We start from the raw sequence: 19310 nt of genomic DNA on the forward strand, positions 1-19310 counted from the left end.
TTTCGCTTTTGTTGGGCCTTGCAGCCATAAAATTTACAGGTGCGTCATTACCTGCACCAGTTTGCCATCATTGGTAGAGGCCAAGCGCCGCGGGTGAAACCCCGCCTGACGGAAAATCCCGATTGCGCGGGTGTCCGTCGTATTGGGGCCCACGGCGACCAATGCATGTCGTCGTCGCAATTCGCGCACGCGCGCCGCGATGTAGCCCGCGGCGTGACCCGGCCCCATAAAATCCGGGTTGCCAACAAACGTCGCCAGCCCCCGCGTCCCTTGCGGCAAATCGCCGAATTCGATCTTTCCTGCCGCGTGCACGTCAAAATCGCTGACGTAAGCAAAGGCAATCCGTCCGACTTCGACGATCCGCATATCGATGTTTATCTTGTCCATATCCTGCGTGATCTGCGCAATGTGTTTTTCCGCGTCAGGAAACCATGCCCTGACATGCGCCACCTGCAACCAGCGGCGCAGCAAAGGGATGTCAGCCATCGTTACCTTGCGAAAATCGTAATTACGCATTCGCCCCCTGCAGTTGGGACGCCGACGCATCAAGCTTTGCGACAGCAATACCAATATCTTCGTCCGAAATATTCAGCGAGGGCAGCAACCGGATCACGTTATCCGCCGCAGGCACCGTCAAAACACCCTGCGCATAACCCGCTTTTACGATATCGGTGTTTAGCGCCTTGCATTTCAGGCCCATCATCAACCCCGACCCGCGCACGCCTTCAAACACATCCGGGTGCGCCGCGATCAACCCTTCAAGTTTTTGGCGAAACAGTCCGGCTTTGCGGTTGACCTGAGCCAGAAACGCATCGTCGGCGATGATCTCCATCACTTTGGCGCCCACCGCACAGGCCAGCGGGTTGCCACCATAAGTTGACCCATGGGTGCCTGCCGTCATGCCCGATGCCGCGTTTTCCGTGGCCAAAACCGCACCCAAAGGAAAGCCGCCTCCGATGCCTTTGGCAACCATCATGATGTCAGGTGTGATCCCTGCCCATTCATGTGCGAACAGTTTTCCTGTGCGCCCCATGCCACATTGGACCTCGTCCAATATCAGCAAAATTCCATGCTGGTCACACAGGTCGCGCAGTCCTTTCAGACAGTGATCCGGGACCGGACGAATACCGCCTTCGCCCTGCACAGGCTCGATCATAATCGCGGCAATCTGGTCGCTGACGGCCGCATTCAATGCATCGTGATCGCCAAATTCCAGATGTGTAAAGCCGGGCAGCAGCGGGCCAAATCCCTTGGTCATTTTCTCGGATCCGGCAGCGGCAATCCCAGCGCTAGACCGGCCATGAAAAGACCCCGAGAACGTGATAATTTCGGTCCGGTCTACGCCTTTGTCATACCAATATTTGCGCGCCATCTTTACAGCCAGTTCACAGGCTTCTGTGCCCGAATTGGTAAAGAACACTGTATCCGCAAAGGTTTTATCAACCAAGGCATCCGCCAGCTTTTGCTGCGCTGGGATGTTGTACAGGTTGGACAAATGCCAGACTTTTCCGGCTTGTTCGGTCAGTGCGGCCACCAGTTCAGGGTTTGCATGGCCCAGCGCGTTTACCGCGATCCCCGCACCCAAATCTAAAAATCGGCGCCCGTCTGCCTCTGTTAGCCACGATCCGTCGCCGGATACAAAGGTCAACGGCGCACGTGAATAGGTCGGCAAAATAGAAGGGATCATTGCAATCATCCTTATCAATACGCCCGATTGGTGCAGGACCAAGGGCGCGGTGTCAATGTTTTAGGGGTACTGATGGTCGTGACAAAACGCGGCGCTGGGTTAGCGTCGGCGTCGGATTACATATGTCATACGGTTCATCATATCGCTGACATAGCGCGGATGTGTCGGCTGCGAAAGGCAAAATCGTAACCGACACCCATTCCGGTCATGCTTTTAGGCGATATCCGCTGCGCATCCAGCGCCAACAGATTGTGACAACCAAAGCACAGGCTGCGCCCACAACGCCCAGCCCAATCCACGGGCTGCTGTCGCTGACACCAATCATGCCAAACCGCACTCCGTCGATAATATAAAAGAACGGATTCACATGACTTAGCTTTTGCAAAAATGGCGGCAACGCGTCGATAGAATAAAATGTCCCCGACAGGAACGCGAGCGGCGTGATCAAAAAGTTCGAAATCGCGGACAACTGATCGAACTTATTCGCAAATATTCCCGCAATCAGCCCTAGACCGCCCATCAGGATCGACCCCAACAACACAAACAGCACGACCCAAACCGGATGCAGAATGCCCACACCCAAAAACAGGGCGCAACCCGCCGAAATCACAACAGCCACCAACGCGCCACGCGCGACTGCCCCGCCAATATAGCCAAACACCAGTTCAGCGGCTGAAAGAGGCGGCATCAGCGTATCCACGATATTGCCTTGCACCTTGGCCGACGCCAAACTGGACGATGTATTGGCGAATGCGTTCTGGATGACGGTCATGGTCAAAATGCCCGGCGCCAGAAACTGGATGAACGGCACCCCCATCACATCGCCGCGCTGCGGACCAATGGCGATGGTAAAGATCATTAAAAACAGCCCCGCATTGATCAGCGGTGCCATCACCGTCTGCGACCACACATTCATAAAACGGCGGATCTCGCGGCGGACCAATGTCCATGTGCCCAGCCAGTTTACCCGCCCGAAGCGGCGTACGCCCATTGCAGTCTTATCAGTCATCACATTTCCTCAGCATTTGCCAAGGACATAACCTATGGGTCAAAATTGACCAGCCGGTAGATCGAAAAATCTGCGCCGGCTGTTAGTCAGCATGAGCGTGCGGTGGTTGTCGGGCCGCAATAGACGCCTTTTGCGACCCAGATGTTGCCCTCGCGCCAAGGCATCGGTGCGAAAAGTCCCGTGCCGCCTTCACATCACCCGCGACAGTGACTAATATAGGGAACTGATACATTGTGACTGCCGGTGTCCGCTGGCAGCAACCGACCAATAAATAACCCGAAGGAATTCATATGTCCTGGACAGACGAGCGCGTCGAGACGCTCAAGAAGATGTGGGGCGAGGGCCAGTCGGCCAGCCAGATCGCCAAGGAATTGGGCGGCGTCACCCGGAATGCTGTGATCGGCAAAGTGCACCGTTTGGGGTTGTCGAACCGCGCCGGGACAACGGCCGCGCCAACAGCGGCGAAACCCGCCGTTAAGGAAAAGGCAGCAAGCCCGACCGTGAAACCTTCGGCACCCAAACCAGCACCAAAGGCCAAACCGGCAGCGCCTGCTGCGCCTGCGGCGTCGGTCCCAGCCGTGGTCGAAGAGGTGGAACTGGATGAAAACGGGATTCCAATCTCGGCTGCACGTCGCGCGATCATTCCTGCGGGTCAACCCCTGCCCCCACAGCCATCCGCCAACGAAATCAGCCCCGAAGCTTTGGCCAAAGTCAGCGAAGTCGAAAAGACCGCCAAGCGCATCAGCCTGATGGAATTGACCGAAAAGACCTGCAAATGGCCGATCGGCGACCCCGCAACCGAAGATTTCTGGTTCTGTGGGTTGGGCGTCCAACAAGGGAAACCGTATTGCGAGGCCCATGTTGGCGTGGCGTTCCAGCCAATGTCATCGCGCCGTGATCGCCGGCGTTAAGGCCCGACGCATCGGGCATGGTTTGCCCCATCCCAAAAACAAAAGGCCGCCGATTGGCGGCCTTTTTAGGTTTGCGCGGCACCGCTGGTTGATGATCCCACCTTGCTATCGCCATACCCCAGCGCCGCGTCGATCATATGACGCAGCTGCGCTGCGTATTCCTGCGGCGATGCATCCGCGACCCCCGGCAGCTTTAGCGAATGGCGCACCATTGCCATCCCCAATGTCGCCGCAACAAACAGCGCCAACTGCGGCGCGGCCTGCGCCCCGCCCATCCGCGCCAGCATCGGATCCATCAGCTTGCGGCGCAAACTGTCGCGCATCATTTCACCCACCTCGGGATCGGCACTATTTACAATAATCAGCCGGATCACCGCCATATGGTCGTCGGTTGCATCGGGGTTTGTGTATTTGGCAATCGCCACCGCGACCGGGTTTTCCCCTTCGCGCATCTCTGGCCAATCAAATGCGACATCCAGCACCGCTTTGAACAGCCCCAGTTTACCGCCAAAATACCGCGACACCAGCGCCACATCGACACCAGCCGCGCGCGCAATCTCCCGCAATGATACGGTTGAATAGCTTTGCACCACAAAGGCCTGCATCGCAGCTTCCAACAGCTTTTCACGGGTCACGTCAGCGTTTTTCATACGCCCCACCTACCGTCTTCATAAAATTTGTCAACAGTCGTTGACACGGCCCACTATCGCCCCATATTCATGTCAACAAACGTTGACAAAAGGATTCATCATGCCCAACACGGCTCTTATCACCGGTGCCTCGTCAGGGATCGGCCGCGAATTCGCCCGGCTGCACGCCAGTACAGGCGGCGACCTGATCATTACCGCACGCCGCGGCGCCGAACTTGATGCGCTCAAATCAGAACTCGAGGCTGCCCATGCCATTTCTGTGACGACGGTTGCGCTTGACCTTGGGGCCGATGGCGGCGCGGACGCGCTGTGTGAGGCCGTGAAAGACCGCCAGATCGACATTTTGATCAATAACGCGGGATTCGGGGGGCACGGCCTGTTTATCGACCGTGCGCTCGCGGCTGATTTGGCCATGATCGACCTTAACGTCAAAGCACTGGTCACACTGTGCCACCACATCGGCACCGCCATGGTCAAAAACGGCGGCGGTAAAATCCTGAACGTCAGCTCGACCCCTGCATATATGCCGGGGCCATTGCAAGCGACCTATTTCGCAACCAAAGCCTTTGTATCCAGCTTCTCACAAGCTCTCGACGAAGAACTGCGCGACAAAGGCGTGACAGTCACCGCACTGGAACCCGGCTATGTGCATACCGAATTCGCCACCACCGCCGACCTTGCAGGTACCGATCTGGTCAAACAAAAAGGCGCAACAGCCGCCGAAGCCGCAAAGTGCGGGTATGACGCCATGCTGGCAGGCAAACTGCGCATCATCAACGACGGCAAACTGTCATTCCTGCTGAACTGGGTTTTACCTATGCTACCGCGCCGCATGGCCCTGCAAAACATCCGCAAGCTACAGGAAAAATAGGGTGCAGCCCACCCTGATCCACACGCAAGGAAAACAAAATTGGACCACGCGATGTGAAAAGCCGACCCAGCTTTTCCTAAATTGGCTTCCCGCCACGATGTGATATTGTGGCGCAGAACCTACAGCGGAGAGGCCCATCGTGCGCCACCTCAAGGCATCAAAAACGGTCCTGATACGCGGAATCTGGCTACTGGTCGGGTGGGGGGCGCTAACGCTTGGCGTGATCGGAATCGTCGTGCCTGTCCTGCCGACCACACCCTTTGTGATTTTGGCCGCCTTTGCTTTTGGCAACGGATCACCGCGGCTGCAAAAACGTCTGCACGATCACGCGACCTTCGGCCCGATCATCGCGGAATGGACAGAAACAGGCGCAATCGCCCCGAAATACAAAGCCATCGCCGTGATCATGATGACCGCGGCCCTGACCGCCAGCATCCTCATGGGGATGCGGCCCCTGGTGATCACACTCCAAGCCCTCTGCATGACCGGCGCCGCAGCCTTTGTCCTGACACGCCCGAACGGGAAAGCATAACTATCGCAACCTAAACCGCGTGCGCAGACCAAGACCAAGGAAGAACAGCAGCGGCAGCGCGACGACCGTCTGAAATCCCGAAATGATCTTTAGGGACACAGGCAACTCCTGCAAAACATCCTCCAAGAAAACACGCCCAAACCCGAACACCGGAAGCAAATTTGAAAAGCTGGTTGCCACTGCAAGGCCCATCGCCGGCCACGGTGTATAAGTTTGAAGTAATCCGGCAAAGAGCGTCCCCAACCCAAATGCAAACACGCCAATCAACCAGTGAACGGGTCGGCTGATCGAATAGCCAAAATTCGATAGCACCTCGTAGGCCAGTATCGGAATGCGCGGCACCACCGGCCCTGACCGGGCCGCATGATGCATCTCACGGCGGAAAAAGAAATGCTCTTCTTCTGGCAAGCCCTGTTTGGCCATCACATGCCGCAATGCAGCGGCGGATCCTTTGGCAACAGAGGGGTCGTGATACATCACTGTCTTTGGCGGTGTCTTAAAGTGTCCAGAAATTTTGATTTTTGGCAGCACCCGGGTATCCACTAAAGGCCAATTCGTTTCACCTGTCGTAAAGACTGTTTTGTCGTGCCACATCACATTCGTAAAATCGGGAAAACGCGACAGGAAGCAAGCCTCTGCAAACGACGTTGGTGCCCCAAAAATCGCCTCCGAAAAATCCATTGGCTGATCTGTGCTACGGTCCGGGTCACCAAAGTGAGCGCCTGAAAAGTAGGTCAGACCCGAGAATGCGCATCCTCTGAATGAGCACCCGTTTGGAAAAGATCCTTTTCTAAAAGACGCAATTCGTTGAAATTTTGCATTGCTGAAAAGAGCGGGTTTGAAAAAACGAGTCCCGTCAAAATTCGCGTTACGTTCCATCCTTGCGCTTAGAAAATTCGCTGAGCAATGAAAGTTGGCGTTCAGCACAATCAGATCGGCGTTGAAATTCGCCCCTTGAAAGTTGGCCGCGTCGTCGAAAACCACCCAATTAAAATGTGCCAGCTGAGAAAAGTAAGTTGATGCAAACTCTGCTCCACGCTCAAAATGTGACCCCTGAAAAAAACTCGTATGAAACACCATTTGTTTTGCTAAGAGCCTGTGTTTGAAATGCAACCTATCCATTTGCGCCATTTTGCTGGGGTGTGGAATTTCGGGGACAATATCACTCGGCCCGTTTCGCCGGCACCACTCCTTTCGAAATCGCGCTGCGACCTCCTTGGCGACGACGTCAGTCCAAACGGTCGCCTCTAGATCGACCCTGATTATGGCGGCAATCGCTTGCCGCTTTTCGAGTGGCATCCCCTGACACGCCCACGCATTCCACAGATTGCGGTTGTTCTCGTGCAATTTCCCATTAACGCCATCCCCCTCCTGCTCCCCATGCAGGGTCATCAGGATATACCACGGGTTCTGGTTTGGGTCTTTCAGCTCAACTTTACGCATCACACCACCTCACGTTGCGCTGACCATTACCTATGTCACGTCGCGCAACAACCCATTCCCAACGCCCCCGACCCGCGCTATATGGCGGGGATGACCCAGAACCCGCCAAACCTCCGCCCCGACCTTGCCCCGCAAGCCCGCTTCTCTGAACCCAAGCGCGAAGGCCAGCCGACAATCGGCATGGTTTCACTTGGGTGTCCCAAGGCATTGGTCGACAGTGAACGCATCCTGACCCGGCTGCGCGCCGAAGGCTACGCGATCTCGGCCGACTATGCCGGGGCCGAAGCAGTGATCGTCAATACCTGCGGGTTCCTCGATTCCGCCAAGGCGGAATCCCTTGATGCCATCGGCGAGGCCCTGATCGAAAACGGCAAGGTCATCGTCACCGGATGTCTGGGCGCCGAACCCGATTACATCCGCGAACACCATCCCAACATTCTGGCGGTGACCGGGCCACACCAATACGAACAGGTGCTGGACGCCGTGCATCTTGCCGTGCCGCCCAGCCCCGATCCGTTCATCGATCTACTGCCCGCGACCGGCGTGTCCCTGACGCCCCGCCACTATAGCTACCTCAAGATTTCCGAGGGCTGTAACCACAAGTGCAAATTCTGCATCATCCCCGATATGCGTGGTAAACTCGCCTCGCGTCCTGCGCACGCCATCCTGCGCGAGGCGGAAAAGCTGGTGCAGGCGGGCGTCAAAGAACTGCTGGTCATCTCCCAAGACACCTCTGCCTATGGGCTGGACCGCAAATACGACACCAACTCGTGGAAAGACGGCGAGGTGCGCAGCCATATCCTCGACCTGACGCGAGAGCTGGGCAAGCTGGGCGCGTGGGTGCGGCTGCACTACGTCTACCCCTACCCGCATGTGCGCGACCTGATCCCGCTGATGGCGGACCCTAGCAACGGCATCCTGCCCTATCTGGATATCCCGTTCCAGCATTCGCACCCTGATGTGCTGCGGCGCATGGCACGGCCCGCCGCCGCCGCCAAAACGCTGGATGAAATCCGCGCGTGGCGCGAAATCTGCCCCGACATCACCCTGCGGTCCACATTTATCGTGGGCTACCCCGGTGAAACCGAAGAAGAATTCCAGCACCTGCTGGACTGGCTGGACGAGGCCCAGCTCGACCGCGTTGGCTGTTTTCAGTACGAAAACGTCGCGGGCGCCCGCTCTAACGCCCTGCCCGACCACGTCGCGCCCGAGGTCAAACAAGACCGCTGGGACCGCTTCATGGCCAAAGCCCAAGCCATTTCCGAGGCCAAGCTAGAGGCCAAAGTCGGCAAGACCCTCGAGGTCATCGTCGACGACATCGACGAAGACGGCATCGCCACCTGCCGCACATGGGCCGACGCGCCCGAAATCGACGGGAACCTGTTTATTGATGAAGGCGCTGACGGGTTGGCCGTGGGGGATGTGGTGAAGGTCGAGGTTGAGGAAGCTGGGGAGTATGATTTGTGGGGGGCGCGGCGTCGTGAATCAACAAACTTTGAAACCTAAAATTTTAGGTGTTTGCGACTAGTAAGTGACCACTATTTCGTATGCTAAGTCATAGACACTTGAAGCGCTCCCACAACAACCAAACAGAGAGTAAGAACAGCCAGTATCCGCTGCATTGTGACATTTTCTTGATGTTTGCGATCTTCCTGTTCGGCCTGACTTATTGTTGAAAAGGCACGCCCTGTGACCTGATAGCCATTAGGTACTTTCTTCAAGTCACCTGTGTCCACTAATGATTCGAGTATGAAGCCAAGATACCTTCGCTCAGCCGAAGCCTCGGGATGAAAGTGCACACGAGAACCAAATCTACGATAAAAATATGTAATTTCATCAATAACGAATCGGCGGTCAGAAAGCGAGTTCTCAACAATTTCTTCCAGTAGCTGCAGACGACTAGAACGTGTCAACGTTTTACGATTGAAGAAAAACTGCCCAACTCGATCACCAAACCAGACACGATACTTTTTGAGCGTCAATGTACCAATTAAAAACGATATCGGGGAATGGTATTCTATCTCGTAGCGGCGAAAATAGTGCCGGATATAAAACTTCATACCGCTCAATGAAACAAACGAAAGAGAGGCTTGTTGACCCTTTCCAGTTCTCTCCTGAAACCACATTCCTGTCATACCTAGGTCATGATAATCTTTCGAAAGAAAACATTGCTCTCTATCTGTGGTTCTAAAACTCACTTCATAGTAGTCTCTAGCTTTTAATCGATCCTCGCCGCTAAGCGGAGTAGTATCCGGGAGTGGTTTGTCGTGAGCCAATTTCACAGCCCATTTAATAAGATTTCGTCCAAGTGCCAACATTTTGCTATTCAACTACATCAAGAACCAATCAAGATACTTCACACCCGAATTCGCTAAAACGCAAGCGACAGCCTTCTCTCAAGTCCCAGCCCGGCATAGCCGGGCAGCGCCCGGACCTCCCCCATGGGGAGGGCGCTTCGCACCCACCCCGAGGTCCAGACGCTGCCCTCTTGTTGCGCATTGTGTCACACAAAACTGCCATACGCATGTCCGACAATAATCCGACGCTTTGCCGACCGGCCTAAAGCGCCTCAATATACGTCCGCACGCAGTCCTGCACATGCCGGAACCGGTCCCCGCCAAGGTGCTTGCCGCCGTACCACCGCGTCACCACGATGATATGGCCGTGCAGCGCGGCGCGCTCTAACATCCGCACAATCACCATGCCCGCGCCGCTTTCGCCGTCGTCGTTTTTCAGCGGTCCATCGGGCAGCAGAACGGCCCAAGTATTATGCGTGGCCTTCGCGAATTTCTTGTTGCGGCACAGCGCCTTAATGAAATCACGTGCGTCTTCGGCGGACCCTACAGGCCCACCCGACACCGCATATTTCGATCCGCGGTCACTGATAACATTTTCAATGATGTTCACAGCAAACGCGCGATCACACAAACCCACGCCACGCCCACGCCGATCGCCGTTACCGCCACTGCGGCCGACCCGCAGTCCTTGGCCTGCTTTGCCGCGTCGCGTTTGTCGGTGCTGATGTCATCCACCACCCGTTCAATCGCCGTGTTCATGCATTCCGCCGCCAACACGAGAATGCCGCCCATCAGCAGCATCCCCCGTTCGCCCGCTGTCAACGGCAGAACCAGTGAAAGCGCCCCAAAAATGACATTCAAAACAACCCATTGTGCCAATGACCCTTCGGTTTTCCAGACGTGAACGAACCCGTCCCACGACCAGATGGCCCGCTGTTTCACCCGCATCATCTGCTGCCACATCGCGCTTTTCCCGTTTCACCATTTCTTTACCGCGCGGCCATAGTGTCTGACCCAACGGAACAATTGACCAAACTTATGCGGCCCCTAGCTTGGTGGCAACAATAAGGACGACGCGATGTACCCAGTCTATTCCCGGTCTGAACGGATCGCCGACGGCACGATGCACGCCATCGGGGTCATCGGCGCGATTGCCGGGTCCGTCTTGTTGGCCGTCTGGTTCGCGGGAACCGGCTATACCACCGCCATCGCGATTTATGGCGCGACGCTGATCGCGACTTTCGTCGCGTCCGCCAGCTATCATATGACCCCATGGGAAAACATACGGCCGACCTTGCGCCGGTTCGATCACGCCGCGATCTATCTTAAAATCGCGGGAACCTACACACCGCTGGTTGTGATAATCGGCAGCGGATTTGCGTATTTTGTGCTGGCCGTGGTTTGGGGGCTGGCTGTGATCGGCATGATCCTCAAGCTCTTTTTCTGGCAAACGCCGGGCCGGTTTGGCCCCGCGCTTTATCTGGTTATGGGCTGGCTTAGCGTGCTTCTGATCTGGTCGCTATGGCCCGTTGTGCCTGTCAGCACCATGGTGCTGATTGCGGTTGGCGGGCTGTTATATTCAGGTGGTGTCGTGTTTTACGTGGCCGACAACATGCGTTTTTCCAACGCAATTTGGCATGGGTTTGTTGTTACCGCCTCGGCCTGCTTCTTCATTGCGATCACAATCGCCATGATGCACCTTGGGCACGGTATGGAATACATGACCTGACGTCAGCTTCTGCGCACAGTATAACAGACCGATAACAAGTTTGCCGGTTTTCGTTTGAGGCCCGTGTCCCGGGGTTAGCTCAACCACTGTATCAAAGGGTGCTGCGTATTATAGCAGTGCCCTTTTTACAAACGTCAGATCGAACACCAGCCCGCATCACTCCATGATTGCACGTGTGCTTCGGGCGCGATACGCTGGTCGCATGTTTACCATTGAACACGAATTTGACGCGACCGTGGTTACCCTGATCGACGAGGGCGAAGCCCCTTTGGTCGAGGATGTCACAATCAATGCCTTCGAAGATTGCGTGACCGTCACACAGCTTGACCTGCACACGCAAAAAGTGGTGCAAATCACCCTGTCCTTCAGCCAACTTAATGATTTGCAAGCGGCGCTTGACCTGCCAGAGGGCGTCTATCGGTTGCGCAAAGACTAAGTGACACCAATCACCTTGTCCCGGCTCGTGTCGCCCCTGATGACCGTCAGACGCGATTTCGGCACCCCGATTGCCTTCGCCAGCAGTTTGATCACGGCGGCCGTGGCCTTGCCATCCTCTGGAACGGTGGTCACGTTCACCCTGACCTGCCCATCACGCAAAAACACATCATCGCGCGCGGCCTTGGGGGTCACGCGCACTGCAAATTGTGTGCCTGCAACGGCAAGGTGCGATAAATCTGTCATGACACTGATGTGGTCGCTTTGAAATGGACCGTCAACCTGGGTTGCAATCAGGGGATGCCTTCGGCGAGAGTACTTAAGGCAAGATGATACGAGGGCGACATGAGCACGGGTTTTTTCTGGGACGAGCGCAGTTTTTGGCACAGCGGCGGCAATTATGCTGGAATGCTCCCAGTCGGTGGTTTGGTCCAACCGATGGACGGCGGCCTGCCCGAAAGCCCCGAAACCAAGCGGCGGCTCAAGAACCTGATCGCGGTGACCGGGCTCGACCAGGACCTTGTGATGCAAGGGGCCGATATGGCGACCACCGATGACCTTTTGCGTGTTCATCCCGCACATTATCTGGGTGAATTCAAAGCCTTGTCCGACGCAGGCGGCGGAGAGTTGGGGCGCCGGACGCCATTCGGGCCCGGCGGCTATGAACTGGCCGCGCTTTCGGCTGGCTTGGCTAAATCCGCACTGACCGGGGTCCTGAATGGCGCGTTGGACAACGCCTATGCGCTGTCGCGCCCACCCGGGCATCATTGTCTGCCGGATTTTCCGAACGGGTTTTGTCTGCTGAACAACATTGGCATCGCCATCGAGGCGGCGAAGGCAGCAGGCCTTGCGCAGCGCTTTGCCGTGCTGGATTGGGACGTGCACCACGGCAACGGCACCGAAGCCGTGTTCTATGACCGTAACGACGTGCTGACTGTGTCGATCCACCAAGACCGCAATTATCCGATGGACACCGGCGGCTTTTGTGACAGGGGCCACGGTGAAGGTACGGGCTATAACCTTAATATCCCACTGCCTCCGGGCACCGGCCACCGTGGGTATCTGGCTGCGATGGAGAGGCTCGCGCTGCCCGCGATCCGTGCCTTTTCCCCCGATGTGCTGATCATCGCCTGCGGGTATGATGCGGCAGCGAACGACCCGCTGGGGCGGATGCTTGCCACTGCGGATACCTTTGCCAGGATGACGGCGCAGGTGATGCAGCTGTCGCGTGACATTTGCGGCGGTAAGCTGGTGATGGTGCACGAAGGCGGCTATTCTGAAACCTACGTTCCCTTTTGCGGCCATGCCGTATTGCAGACCTTATCGGGCAGCAGCGTAACCGCCCCTGACCCATTTGCCGACGTGTTTCCGCTGCGCCAACCGGATGCAGGATTTGACCGCTATCTTGACGGGGTCATCGCACAAATGGCTGCCGCTTTGTAAAAATCGGGTGCAGCTGCTTGCGGCGCTTTCATGTGCTTCTTATTTGAAGACAACGACACAAAGGACAAATGATGCCCACCCCAAACCCTGCTGCCCTCGAATTTCTGTTGACCCGGCGCTCGCGTCCTTCCAAAACGCTGACCACCCCGGTGCCGGATCGCGCGATGCTGGACACGCTGCTGACTGCCGCCGCGCGCACCCCCGATCACGGCAAGCTGGAGCCTTGGCGGTTTATTGTTCTGTCGAAACCCGCGTTGATGCGGCTTGCGGCTTTGGCAGAAACCCGTGGCGCGGCCTTGGGCATAGACCCGGATCAGATCGCCAAAACCCACAGCCAATACGCCTATGCTAATTTGGCGGTTGTGGTGATCTGCGCACCCGTGGCTTCGCAAAAAGTGCCGCAGATCGAACAGGTCTATTCTGCGGGGGCCGTATGTTTGGCGCTGGTAAACGCCGCGCTTGCGGCAGGCTGGGGCGCCAATTGGCTGTCCGGCTGGGCCAGTCACGACCGGGATTTTATTCGCGACGGTCTTGGGCTTGCAGATCATGAAACCGTCGCAGGCTTTATTCATTTAGGGACCGAAACAAGCGCCCCACCCGAACGCCCGCGCCCGGATCTTGCGAAAATCACCACATGGGTTGATGCATGATCTTTTCCGCATTTTTCAAGGCGCTGTCGCAACTGCCAGACCCACGGTTCCAGTCGGTGCTTTGGCGCGGCATCGGACTTACTATCGTGCTGTTGATTGGCGCCTATTCTGGCCTTATGGGGTTGATCAACTGGCTGACCGCCGACCCGATCAGCATTCCCGGCGTCGGAGAGGTCACGTGGTTCGGCGATCTGCTCGGATGGGGATCACTGGCGCTGATGATCTTCCTTTCGGTATTTTTGATGGTGCCGATCGCATCCGCGATGACATCGTTTTTCTTGGACGAGGTCGCAGATGCCGTTGACGAAAAATACTATCCCCACCTGCCTGCGGTGCCCGACGTCAGTTTTTGGGATGGAATGCGCGACACGTTGAATTTTCTGGGCGTGCTCATCGGGGCCAATCTGGCCGCTTTTGTGCTCTACGCGTTTCTACCCTTTGCGGCCGTATTCATCTTTTATGCGATGAACGGCTACCTGTTAGGGAGCGAGTATTTCCAACTGGCCGCCACCCGCCGCGAGGGGCGAGCGGGCGCGAAAGCGATGCGCAAGAAACATCAAGGCACGATCTGGGCGGCGGGCTGTTTGATGGCATTGCCGCTTTCGCTGCCCTTGGTGAATTTGGTCATTCCGATTTTGGGTGCGGCAACATTTACCCACCTTTACCATGCACTTAGTCGTTATTCAGATCCGGCGTCGCCATTCGGTTAAACCAATCGAAATCGCGTACGGATATCGCACCGGACAGGATCGTGCCTGCGATCACAATCCAAATCGGCACAGCCCACAGCGTGGTAATCTTGGCCTTGCGTTTGACCTGTGCGTCTGCGGGGGCCGATGCGTGGGTGCCGGGTACAACCTCACCCGCTTCGCCTTGGGTGACCATGCGCAGTGGCAACACGATAAAGAATACCATCGCCCAGATGATAGCAAAAAGTACAAAGGCAGAGGTCGGTCCCATGGCTGATCCTTTCAGACGGTTAGCTCTTAAATAGTCCCCTACGCGGATCAAGCAAGCGCCGTCGCTATCCGCGCGCGATTTGTCTCAGGGGCAATACCCAAATACCCATCAACAGCACGGTGAAGTCGCGGCGCAATTGCCGCCGGGTCGGTTTCCCCTGCCATCGCCGCGGTGTTTGTGATCGCACGACACATCGCGACCAGATCCTGCGCAGCGTACGGACCGGCGGTGGGGGCCACACGGCGCACAATTTGGGTGACCAGATCAATCAGGGCGACGTCGGTGTCGCGAATATCGGCATCCATGCCAAGACCAGGCTCGATATACTCCAATATCAACGCCAGACGCGGGCGCGTAAACTGATGCGCCAACGTTGCAGCGATCAACGCCGAGATCGCCTGATCGGCCGGCAGATCAGCCGTGACAACAACCAGAAAATCTTGCAATAGCGTTGCTTTTTCGCGCTGCACCAAGGCGGCGATCACCGCCTCTTTGTTCGGAAAATACTGATACAGTGAACCAATGCTCACACCTGCCGTGGCGGCGATATGATTGGTGGTCAGCCCGTCAAGTCCCTGTGTTTCCAAAATACGAGCCGCCGCCTCTATGATCGCGTCCAACGTCACCTTGGCACGCGCCTGCTGGGCCGTTTTCCTTGGGGTCAGGGCAGAACACATGGGTCATTCCAAATGCGAGTACCAAATATGAGCATTTACTCATAATTTAGACGCAATCGCAAGAACACTGGAAACCCGATGCAATTGACCGCCTTTCTTCACTTACGTGCGCTACCGACCTGGCTGGCCCTCGACCGCACCCAGCGCCGCGAAATTGCAGCCGCAGCGCTGCAACATGCCCTGCCAGACTCAACCGTCACGCTGCGATTTTTCGACGCCGAGGCGTTTCACGGTCGGGTCAGCGATGTTGCCATGATGACGGCTGACAGCCCACAGGATTACTATTTCGCCATCGAACGCCTGCGCGACACCGCCCTGTTCACCACCCCCTATTTCAAGATCATCGACATCATTCCAGCTTTTGAAAACGGCTTTGAGGCATTTGAAAATGCGGCGTAGTCAAGATTTTTTTCGCGGTAAAACCATTGTCGTGACAGGGGCGACGCGTGGGATCGGGCGGGCGCTCTGCCAACAATTGCTCGCGCAGGGCGCGCAGGTCATTGGCGTCGCACGCAATCAGGCGCAATTGACGGCAAGGCGCGGATGCTCCCATGACTTTGGCGCATCTTGCCGGTGATTGTCGTGCGGATGCTGCGCTAAACCTGTTCTAGTTCGATCAGACAGCCGTTGAAATCTTTGGGGTGCAAAAACAACACCGGCTTGCCGTGTGCGCCGATCTTGGGATCTCCGCTGCCCAAAACGCGTGCGCCCTCGGCTTGCAAATGGTCACGCGCCGCCAAAATATCATCAACTTCGTAACAAATATGATGAATGCCGCCCGACGGATTTTTGTCCAAAAATCCTTGGATTGGTGATGCGTCACCCATCGGATATAGCAGTTCTATTTTGGTGTTGGGCAGGGTAATGAAAACAACTGTCACACCGTGATCGGGTTCATCTTGGGGCTGGCCGACGTCCGCCCCCAACATGCTGCGGTACTGCGCGCTTGCCGCGTCCAAGTCAGGAACGGCAATCGCCACGTGATTCAAACGACCAATCATCATTATCTCCCTTTTTTCCAAAGTATCTTGTGGTTCCCGATGAAGCGCAACACGGATTGCGGTTAATGATCTATTCACCTTGTGCTGCTTTGAATGAAGCAAGCCGCATTCAAAGGGGAGAATCGCGATGGACGACATGATACTCACGCGGACACCAACCGCGAACCGCCCATTATTAGGGCTAACAGTGCTGGTTGTTGAAGACAGCCGTTTTGCCTGCGAGGCAATGCGCCTGCTGTGTCAGCGATCAGGTGCGCGCATTCGCCGCGCCGACAGCCTTCAACATGCGCGCCGGCATCTTGCGGTCTATCGCCCGTCTGTTGTGCTTGTCGATGTCGGGTTGCCAGATGGATGCGGGTTGGATTTGATCAGCGCCTTGGCGCAGGCCACCCCACGGATCGATGTGATTTTGGGGATCAGTGGCGACACCACGGTTCAAGACGACGTCATCAGCGCCGGCGCCGATGGGTTCATCCCCAAACCCATCTCTAATCTTGCGGCGTTTCAGTCCGCGATCCTCAAACATCTTCCGCTTGACCGTCAGCCACCCGGCCCCCGCGTCGTGACGGACGAAATGGTCAACCCTGACTTGATGGCCTTCCAAGACGACCTGCACCACATCGCCCAAGTTCTGGAAAACGCCGATAGCAATATCGACTACGTCACCCAGTTTCTTGGCGGTGTTGCACGTTGTGCCAAGGACAAGGCGTTAGGGACTGCTGTAAAAAACCTTGCGGATTTGCGGACCACCGGACACGATCTTGCTCCGGGCAGAATTGCGCTGTCTAACTTGGTGCAGAAACGTCTGTCGGCTGCGGGCCCGCTTTAGGTAGTTCGCGCAAATTTTGCAGGGTAGCGGTACGGTCAACGAAAGTGCGTCGACCGTGCCTGAAACCCTTCAATGTCGTCGGCATCATCTAAGGGCGCGGTACGTCAGTCCCGCCACTAACACGGCCGCAGGCAGCGCCAGGAATGCGACAGTGCGAAGCTGTCCGGCGCGGCTAAGCATATCGTGGCGCAAAGGGGCCGTTCAGACGCCCGCGCTGGCCTGCCGCAACAAATCAGTCACCTGACATGCAGCAGGAACGCGGACGTCAAACATCAGCTTTCTGGCGGCAGCACACGCAGGCGCAATTCACGCAGCTGTTCGTTCATCGGCTCGCTTGGCGCGCCCATCATGACGTCTTCGGCGCGTTGGTTCATGGGGAACAAGATCACCTCGCGGATGTTGCTCGCGTCGGCCAGCAGCATCACGATGCGGTCGATCCCGGCGGCACAGCCACCGTGGGGTGGTGCGCCATATTGGAACGCATTGACCATGCCGCCGAACCGCTTTTCAACCTCGTCCTTGCCATAGCCGGCAATTTCAAACGCCTTGAACATGATCTCGGGCTTGTGGTTGCGGATCGCGCCCGACACCAGTTCGTAACCGTTACAGGCCAGATCATACTGATAACCCAGCACATCCTCTGGTGCGCCTTCCAGCGCCGCCATGCCACCCTGCGGCATCGAGAACGGGTTATGTTCAAAGTCGATCTTGCCGGTTTCCGGATCGCGTTCGTAAATCGGGAAATCCACGATCCACGCAAAAGCAAAACGGTCCTTGTCAGTCAGGCCCAATTCTTCGCCAATCACGTTGCGGGCACGACCAGCGACTGCTTCGAATGCCTTTGGCTTGCCGCCCAAGAAAAACGCCGCGTCACCCACACCCAGGCCCAACTGCTGACGGATTGCTTCCGTGCGCTCTGGGCCGATATTTTTGGCCAGTGGACCAGCGGCTTCCATACCGCCGACCACTTCGCCGGATGACATCTTTGCTTGGGCTTCTTTGACGGAAATGCCCATTTCTTGCGCCACGCTGTCCGCCGTCTTTTCCCGCCAGAAGATATAGCCCATGCCGGGCAGACCTTCTTTTTGCGCAAAGGCATTCATGCGGTCACAGAATTTGCGGCTGCCGCCTGTCGGGGCCGGAATTGCACGGATTTGCGTGCCGTCCTGCTCTAGCAGCTTGGCGAAAATGGCAAAGCCAGATCCGGCAAAATGTTCGGACACAACTTGCATCTTGATCGGGTTGCGCAGGTCCGGCTTGTCCGACCCGTACCACAACGCAGCATCGCGATAGGAAATCTGCTCCCACGTTTGGTCAACCTTACGGCCACCGCCGAATTCCTCGAAAATCCCCGTCAGAACCGGCTGGATGGTATCAAACACATCCTGCTGCTCTACAAACGACATTTCCAAATCCAACTGGTAGAAATCGGTGGGCGACCGGTCGGCGCGCGGGTCTTCATCGCGGAAACAAGGCGCAATCTGGAAATACTTGTCGAAACCCGACACCATCAGCAATTGCTTGAACTGTTGCGGCGCCTGCGGCAGCGCATAGAATTTGCCGGGGTGCAGTCGGGACGGCACCAGAAAGTCGCGCGCGCCTTCAGGGCTGGACGCCGTGATGATCGGGGTCTGGTATTCGCGGAAACCGCCATCCCACATGCGGCGGCGCATGGATGCCACAACATCCGACCGCAGTTTCATGTTATTTTGCATCACATCGCGGCGCAGATCCAGATAGCGGTACTTCAACCGCGTCTCTTCGGGGTACTCTTGGTCGCCAAACACCATCAGCGGCAATTCTTTGGCGGCGCCTAAAACTTCGATGCCACGGGCAAAAACTTCGATCTCGCCGGTGGGCAGCTTGGCGTTGATCAGCGATGCGTCGCGGGCCTTTACCACGCCATCAATGCGGATACACCATTCCGACCGCACCTTTTCCACTTCGGCGAAAACCGGCGAATCCGGATCGCACAGCACTTGGGTGATGCCGTAATGGTCGCGCAGATCGATAAACAGAATGCCGCCATGATCGCGCACGCGATGCACCCACCCCGACAGACGAACGGTATCGCCCACGTTGGCTGCGGTCAGGTCGGCACAGGTGTGGCTACGGTAGGCGTGCATGATAATGTCCTTAAAATCGGCTTTTGTGTCGGCTCGATACACCTCTTTGCCTTGCTTATG

25 protein-coding genes are annotated in these 19310 nt (G+C 56.6%); 12 read left to right on the top strand and 13 right to left on the bottom strand.

Translation table 11 applies throughout. The features are described from left to right. Nucleotides 1-33: 33 nt before the first annotated feature. The 3 genes from ACXJGX_RS03540 to ACXJGX_RS03550 all read right to left on the bottom strand — a co-directional run bounded on the left by ACXJGX_RS03540 (nucleotide 34) and on the right by ACXJGX_RS03550 (nucleotide 2696). Entirely contained in the window at nucleotides 34-516 is a 483-nt protein-coding gene (locus ACXJGX_RS03540; RefSeq protein ID WP_474778752.1) for a GNAT family N-acetyltransferase, read from the bottom strand. Beyond that, nucleotides 509-1687, bottom strand: coding sequence for an acetylornithine transaminase (locus ACXJGX_RS03545; RefSeq protein ID WP_474778753.1), 1179 nt, complete (start codon nucleotides 1685-1687; stop codon nucleotides 509-511). Before ACXJGX_RS03545 ends, ACXJGX_RS03540 begins: the two co-directional genes overlap by 8 nt. 205 nt (nucleotides 1688-1892) lie before the next feature. Then, complete coding sequence (locus ACXJGX_RS03550; RefSeq protein WP_474778754.1) at nucleotides 1893-2696, bottom strand: ABC transporter permease; 804 nt, start codon at nucleotides 2694-2696, stop codon at nucleotides 1893-1895. Between the two features lie 290 nt (nucleotides 2697-2986). On the opposite strand from ACXJGX_RS03550, the gene ACXJGX_RS03555 reads away from it, so the two are divergent. Beyond that, entirely contained in the window at nucleotides 2987-3607 is a 621-nt protein-coding gene (locus ACXJGX_RS03555; RefSeq protein ID WP_474778755.1) for a GcrA family cell cycle regulator, read from the top strand. A 65-nt stretch (nucleotides 3608-3672) separates the two neighbouring features. Here ACXJGX_RS03555 and ACXJGX_RS03560 read toward each other — a convergent pair whose 3' ends face one another. Further along, complete coding sequence (locus ACXJGX_RS03560; RefSeq protein WP_474778756.1) at nucleotides 3673-4257, bottom strand: TetR/AcrR family transcriptional regulator; 585 nt, start codon at nucleotides 4255-4257, stop codon at nucleotides 3673-3675. A 100-nt stretch (nucleotides 4258-4357) separates the two neighbouring features. On the opposite strand from ACXJGX_RS03560, the gene ACXJGX_RS03565 reads away from it, so the two are divergent. Beyond that, on the top strand, nucleotides 4358-5128 hold the full coding sequence (locus ACXJGX_RS03565) for an SDR family NAD(P)-dependent oxidoreductase (protein ID WP_474778757.1): 771 nt from the start codon (nucleotides 4358-4360) through the stop codon (nucleotides 5126-5128). A gap of 139 nt (nucleotides 5129-5267) precedes the next feature. Then, nucleotides 5268-5660 (top strand): YbaN family protein, encoded by a 393-nt coding sequence (locus ACXJGX_RS03570; protein WP_474778758.1) that lies wholly within the window; start codon nucleotides 5268-5270, stop codon nucleotides 5658-5660. Here ACXJGX_RS03570 and ACXJGX_RS03575 read toward each other — a convergent pair whose 3' ends face one another. Continuing rightward, nucleotides 5661-7103, bottom strand: a complete 1443-nt coding sequence (locus tag ACXJGX_RS03575; RefSeq protein ID WP_474778759.1) for a pentapeptide repeat-containing protein — start codon at nucleotides 7101-7103, stop codon at nucleotides 5661-5663. It lies immediately after the preceding gene. Nucleotides 7104-7193: 90 nt separating this feature from the next. On the opposite strand from ACXJGX_RS03575, the gene rimO reads away from it, so the two are divergent. Next, nucleotides 7194-8609 (top strand): 30S ribosomal protein S12 methylthiotransferase RimO, encoded by a 1416-nt coding sequence (gene rimO, locus ACXJGX_RS03580; protein WP_474778760.1) that lies wholly within the window; start codon nucleotides 7194-7196, stop codon nucleotides 8607-8609. Between the two features lie 44 nt (nucleotides 8610-8653). On the opposite strand, the gene ACXJGX_RS03585 is transcribed toward rimO, so the two are convergent. From ACXJGX_RS03585 to ACXJGX_RS03595, 3 genes are all read right to left on the bottom strand, one after another. After that, complete coding sequence (locus tag ACXJGX_RS03585; protein WP_474778761.1) at nucleotides 8654-9421, bottom strand: hypothetical protein; 768 nt, start codon at nucleotides 9419-9421, stop codon at nucleotides 8654-8656. 241 nt (nucleotides 9422-9662) lie between these two features. Then, entirely contained in the window at nucleotides 9663-10010 is a 348-nt protein-coding gene (locus ACXJGX_RS03590) for a YigZ family protein (RefSeq protein ID WP_474778762.1), read from the bottom strand. After that, nucleotides 10007-10363: a diacylglycerol kinase gene (locus ACXJGX_RS03595; RefSeq protein WP_474778763.1), complete on the bottom strand. Its 357-nt coding sequence runs from the start codon at nucleotides 10361-10363 to the stop codon at nucleotides 10007-10009. The genes ACXJGX_RS03590 and ACXJGX_RS03595 overlap by 4 nt, the downstream gene beginning before the upstream one ends. A gap of 115 nt (nucleotides 10364-10478) precedes the next feature. On the opposite strand from ACXJGX_RS03595, the gene trhA reads away from it, so the two are divergent. Then, on the top strand, nucleotides 10479-11129 hold the full coding sequence (trhA, locus tag ACXJGX_RS03600; RefSeq protein ID WP_474778764.1) for a PAQR family membrane homeostasis protein TrhA: 651 nt from the start codon (nucleotides 10479-10481) through the stop codon (nucleotides 11127-11129). 202 nt (nucleotides 11130-11331) lie between these two features. Then, nucleotides 11332-11565 carry a hypothetical protein gene (locus tag ACXJGX_RS03605; RefSeq protein WP_474778765.1) on the top strand — a complete coding sequence of 78 codons (234 nt, stop codon included), beginning with the start codon at nucleotides 11332-11334 and terminating at the stop codon, nucleotides 11563-11565. Here ACXJGX_RS03605 and ACXJGX_RS03610 read toward each other — a convergent pair. Then, a complete protein-coding gene (locus ACXJGX_RS03610) occupies nucleotides 11562-11810 on the bottom strand; it encodes a DUF167 domain-containing protein (RefSeq protein WP_474778766.1) in 249 nt (82 codons plus the stop codon). The two genes, ACXJGX_RS03605 and ACXJGX_RS03610, sit on opposite strands and share 4 nt — an antisense overlap. A 99-nt stretch (nucleotides 11811-11909) precedes the next feature. Between ACXJGX_RS03610 and ACXJGX_RS03615 the strand changes: the two genes are divergently transcribed. The 3 genes from ACXJGX_RS03615 (at nucleotide 11910) to ACXJGX_RS03625 (ending at nucleotide 14367) form a co-directional block, all read left to right on the top strand. Further along, nucleotides 11910-13007 (top strand): class II histone deacetylase, encoded by a 1098-nt coding sequence (locus ACXJGX_RS03615; RefSeq protein WP_474778767.1) that lies wholly within the window; start codon nucleotides 11910-11912, stop codon nucleotides 13005-13007. Between the two features lie 71 nt (nucleotides 13008-13078). Further along, nucleotides 13079-13657 (top strand): nitroreductase family protein, encoded by a 579-nt coding sequence (locus ACXJGX_RS03620; protein WP_474779188.1) that lies wholly within the window; start codon nucleotides 13079-13081, stop codon nucleotides 13655-13657. Beyond that, nucleotides 13654-14367, top strand: coding sequence for an EI24 domain-containing protein (locus tag ACXJGX_RS03625; RefSeq protein WP_474778768.1), 714 nt, complete (start codon nucleotides 13654-13656; stop codon nucleotides 14365-14367). Before ACXJGX_RS03620 ends, ACXJGX_RS03625 begins: the two co-directional genes overlap by 4 nt. On the opposite strand, the gene ACXJGX_RS03630 is transcribed toward ACXJGX_RS03625, so the two are convergent. Continuing rightward, nucleotides 14330-14617 carry a DUF1467 family protein gene (locus ACXJGX_RS03630; protein ID WP_474778769.1) on the bottom strand — a complete coding sequence of 96 codons (288 nt, stop codon included), beginning with the start codon at nucleotides 14615-14617 and terminating at the stop codon, nucleotides 14330-14332. The two genes, ACXJGX_RS03625 and ACXJGX_RS03630, sit on opposite strands and share 38 nt — an antisense overlap. 47 nt (nucleotides 14618-14664) lie before the next feature. Beyond that, nucleotides 14665-15294, bottom strand: a complete 630-nt coding sequence (locus ACXJGX_RS03635) for a TetR/AcrR family transcriptional regulator (RefSeq protein ID WP_474778770.1) — start codon at nucleotides 15292-15294, stop codon at nucleotides 14665-14667. A gap of 78 nt (nucleotides 15295-15372) precedes the next feature. Between ACXJGX_RS03635 and ACXJGX_RS03640 the strand changes: the two genes are divergently transcribed. Together ACXJGX_RS03640 and ACXJGX_RS03645 are read left to right on the top strand one after the other, a co-directional pair. After that, a complete protein-coding gene (locus ACXJGX_RS03640) occupies nucleotides 15373-15693 on the top strand; it encodes a darcynin family protein (protein ID WP_474778771.1) in 321 nt (106 codons plus the stop codon). After that, the gene (locus tag ACXJGX_RS03645; RefSeq protein WP_474778772.1) at nucleotides 15683-15871 is read left to right on the top strand and encodes an SDR family NAD(P)-dependent oxidoreductase; all 189 of its coding nucleotides are present in this window, start codon (nucleotides 15683-15685) and stop codon (nucleotides 15869-15871) included. The genes ACXJGX_RS03640 and ACXJGX_RS03645 overlap by 11 nt, the downstream gene beginning before the upstream one ends. 19 nt (nucleotides 15872-15890) lie before the next feature. Here ACXJGX_RS03645 and mce read toward each other — a convergent pair whose 3' ends face one another. After that, nucleotides 15891-16295, bottom strand: a complete 405-nt coding sequence (gene mce, locus ACXJGX_RS03650; protein ID WP_474779190.1) for a methylmalonyl-CoA epimerase — start codon at nucleotides 16293-16295, stop codon at nucleotides 15891-15893. 127 nt (nucleotides 16296-16422) lie between these two features. Between mce and ACXJGX_RS03655 the strand changes: the two genes are divergently transcribed. After that, the gene (locus tag ACXJGX_RS03655; protein WP_474778773.1) at nucleotides 16423-17124 is read left to right on the top strand and encodes a response regulator; all 702 of its coding nucleotides are present in this window, start codon (nucleotides 16423-16425) and stop codon (nucleotides 17122-17124) included. Nucleotides 17125-17396: 272 nt separating this feature from the next. On the opposite strand, the gene aspS is transcribed toward ACXJGX_RS03655, so the two are convergent. Beyond that, nucleotides 17397-19250: an aspartate--tRNA ligase gene (aspS, locus tag ACXJGX_RS03660; RefSeq protein WP_474778774.1), complete on the bottom strand. Its 1854-nt coding sequence runs from the start codon at nucleotides 19248-19250 to the stop codon at nucleotides 17397-17399. Nucleotides 19251-19310 lie beyond the last annotated feature (60 nt).

The sequence above is a fragment of the Yoonia sp. SWMV100 genome (assembly GCF_056108365.1).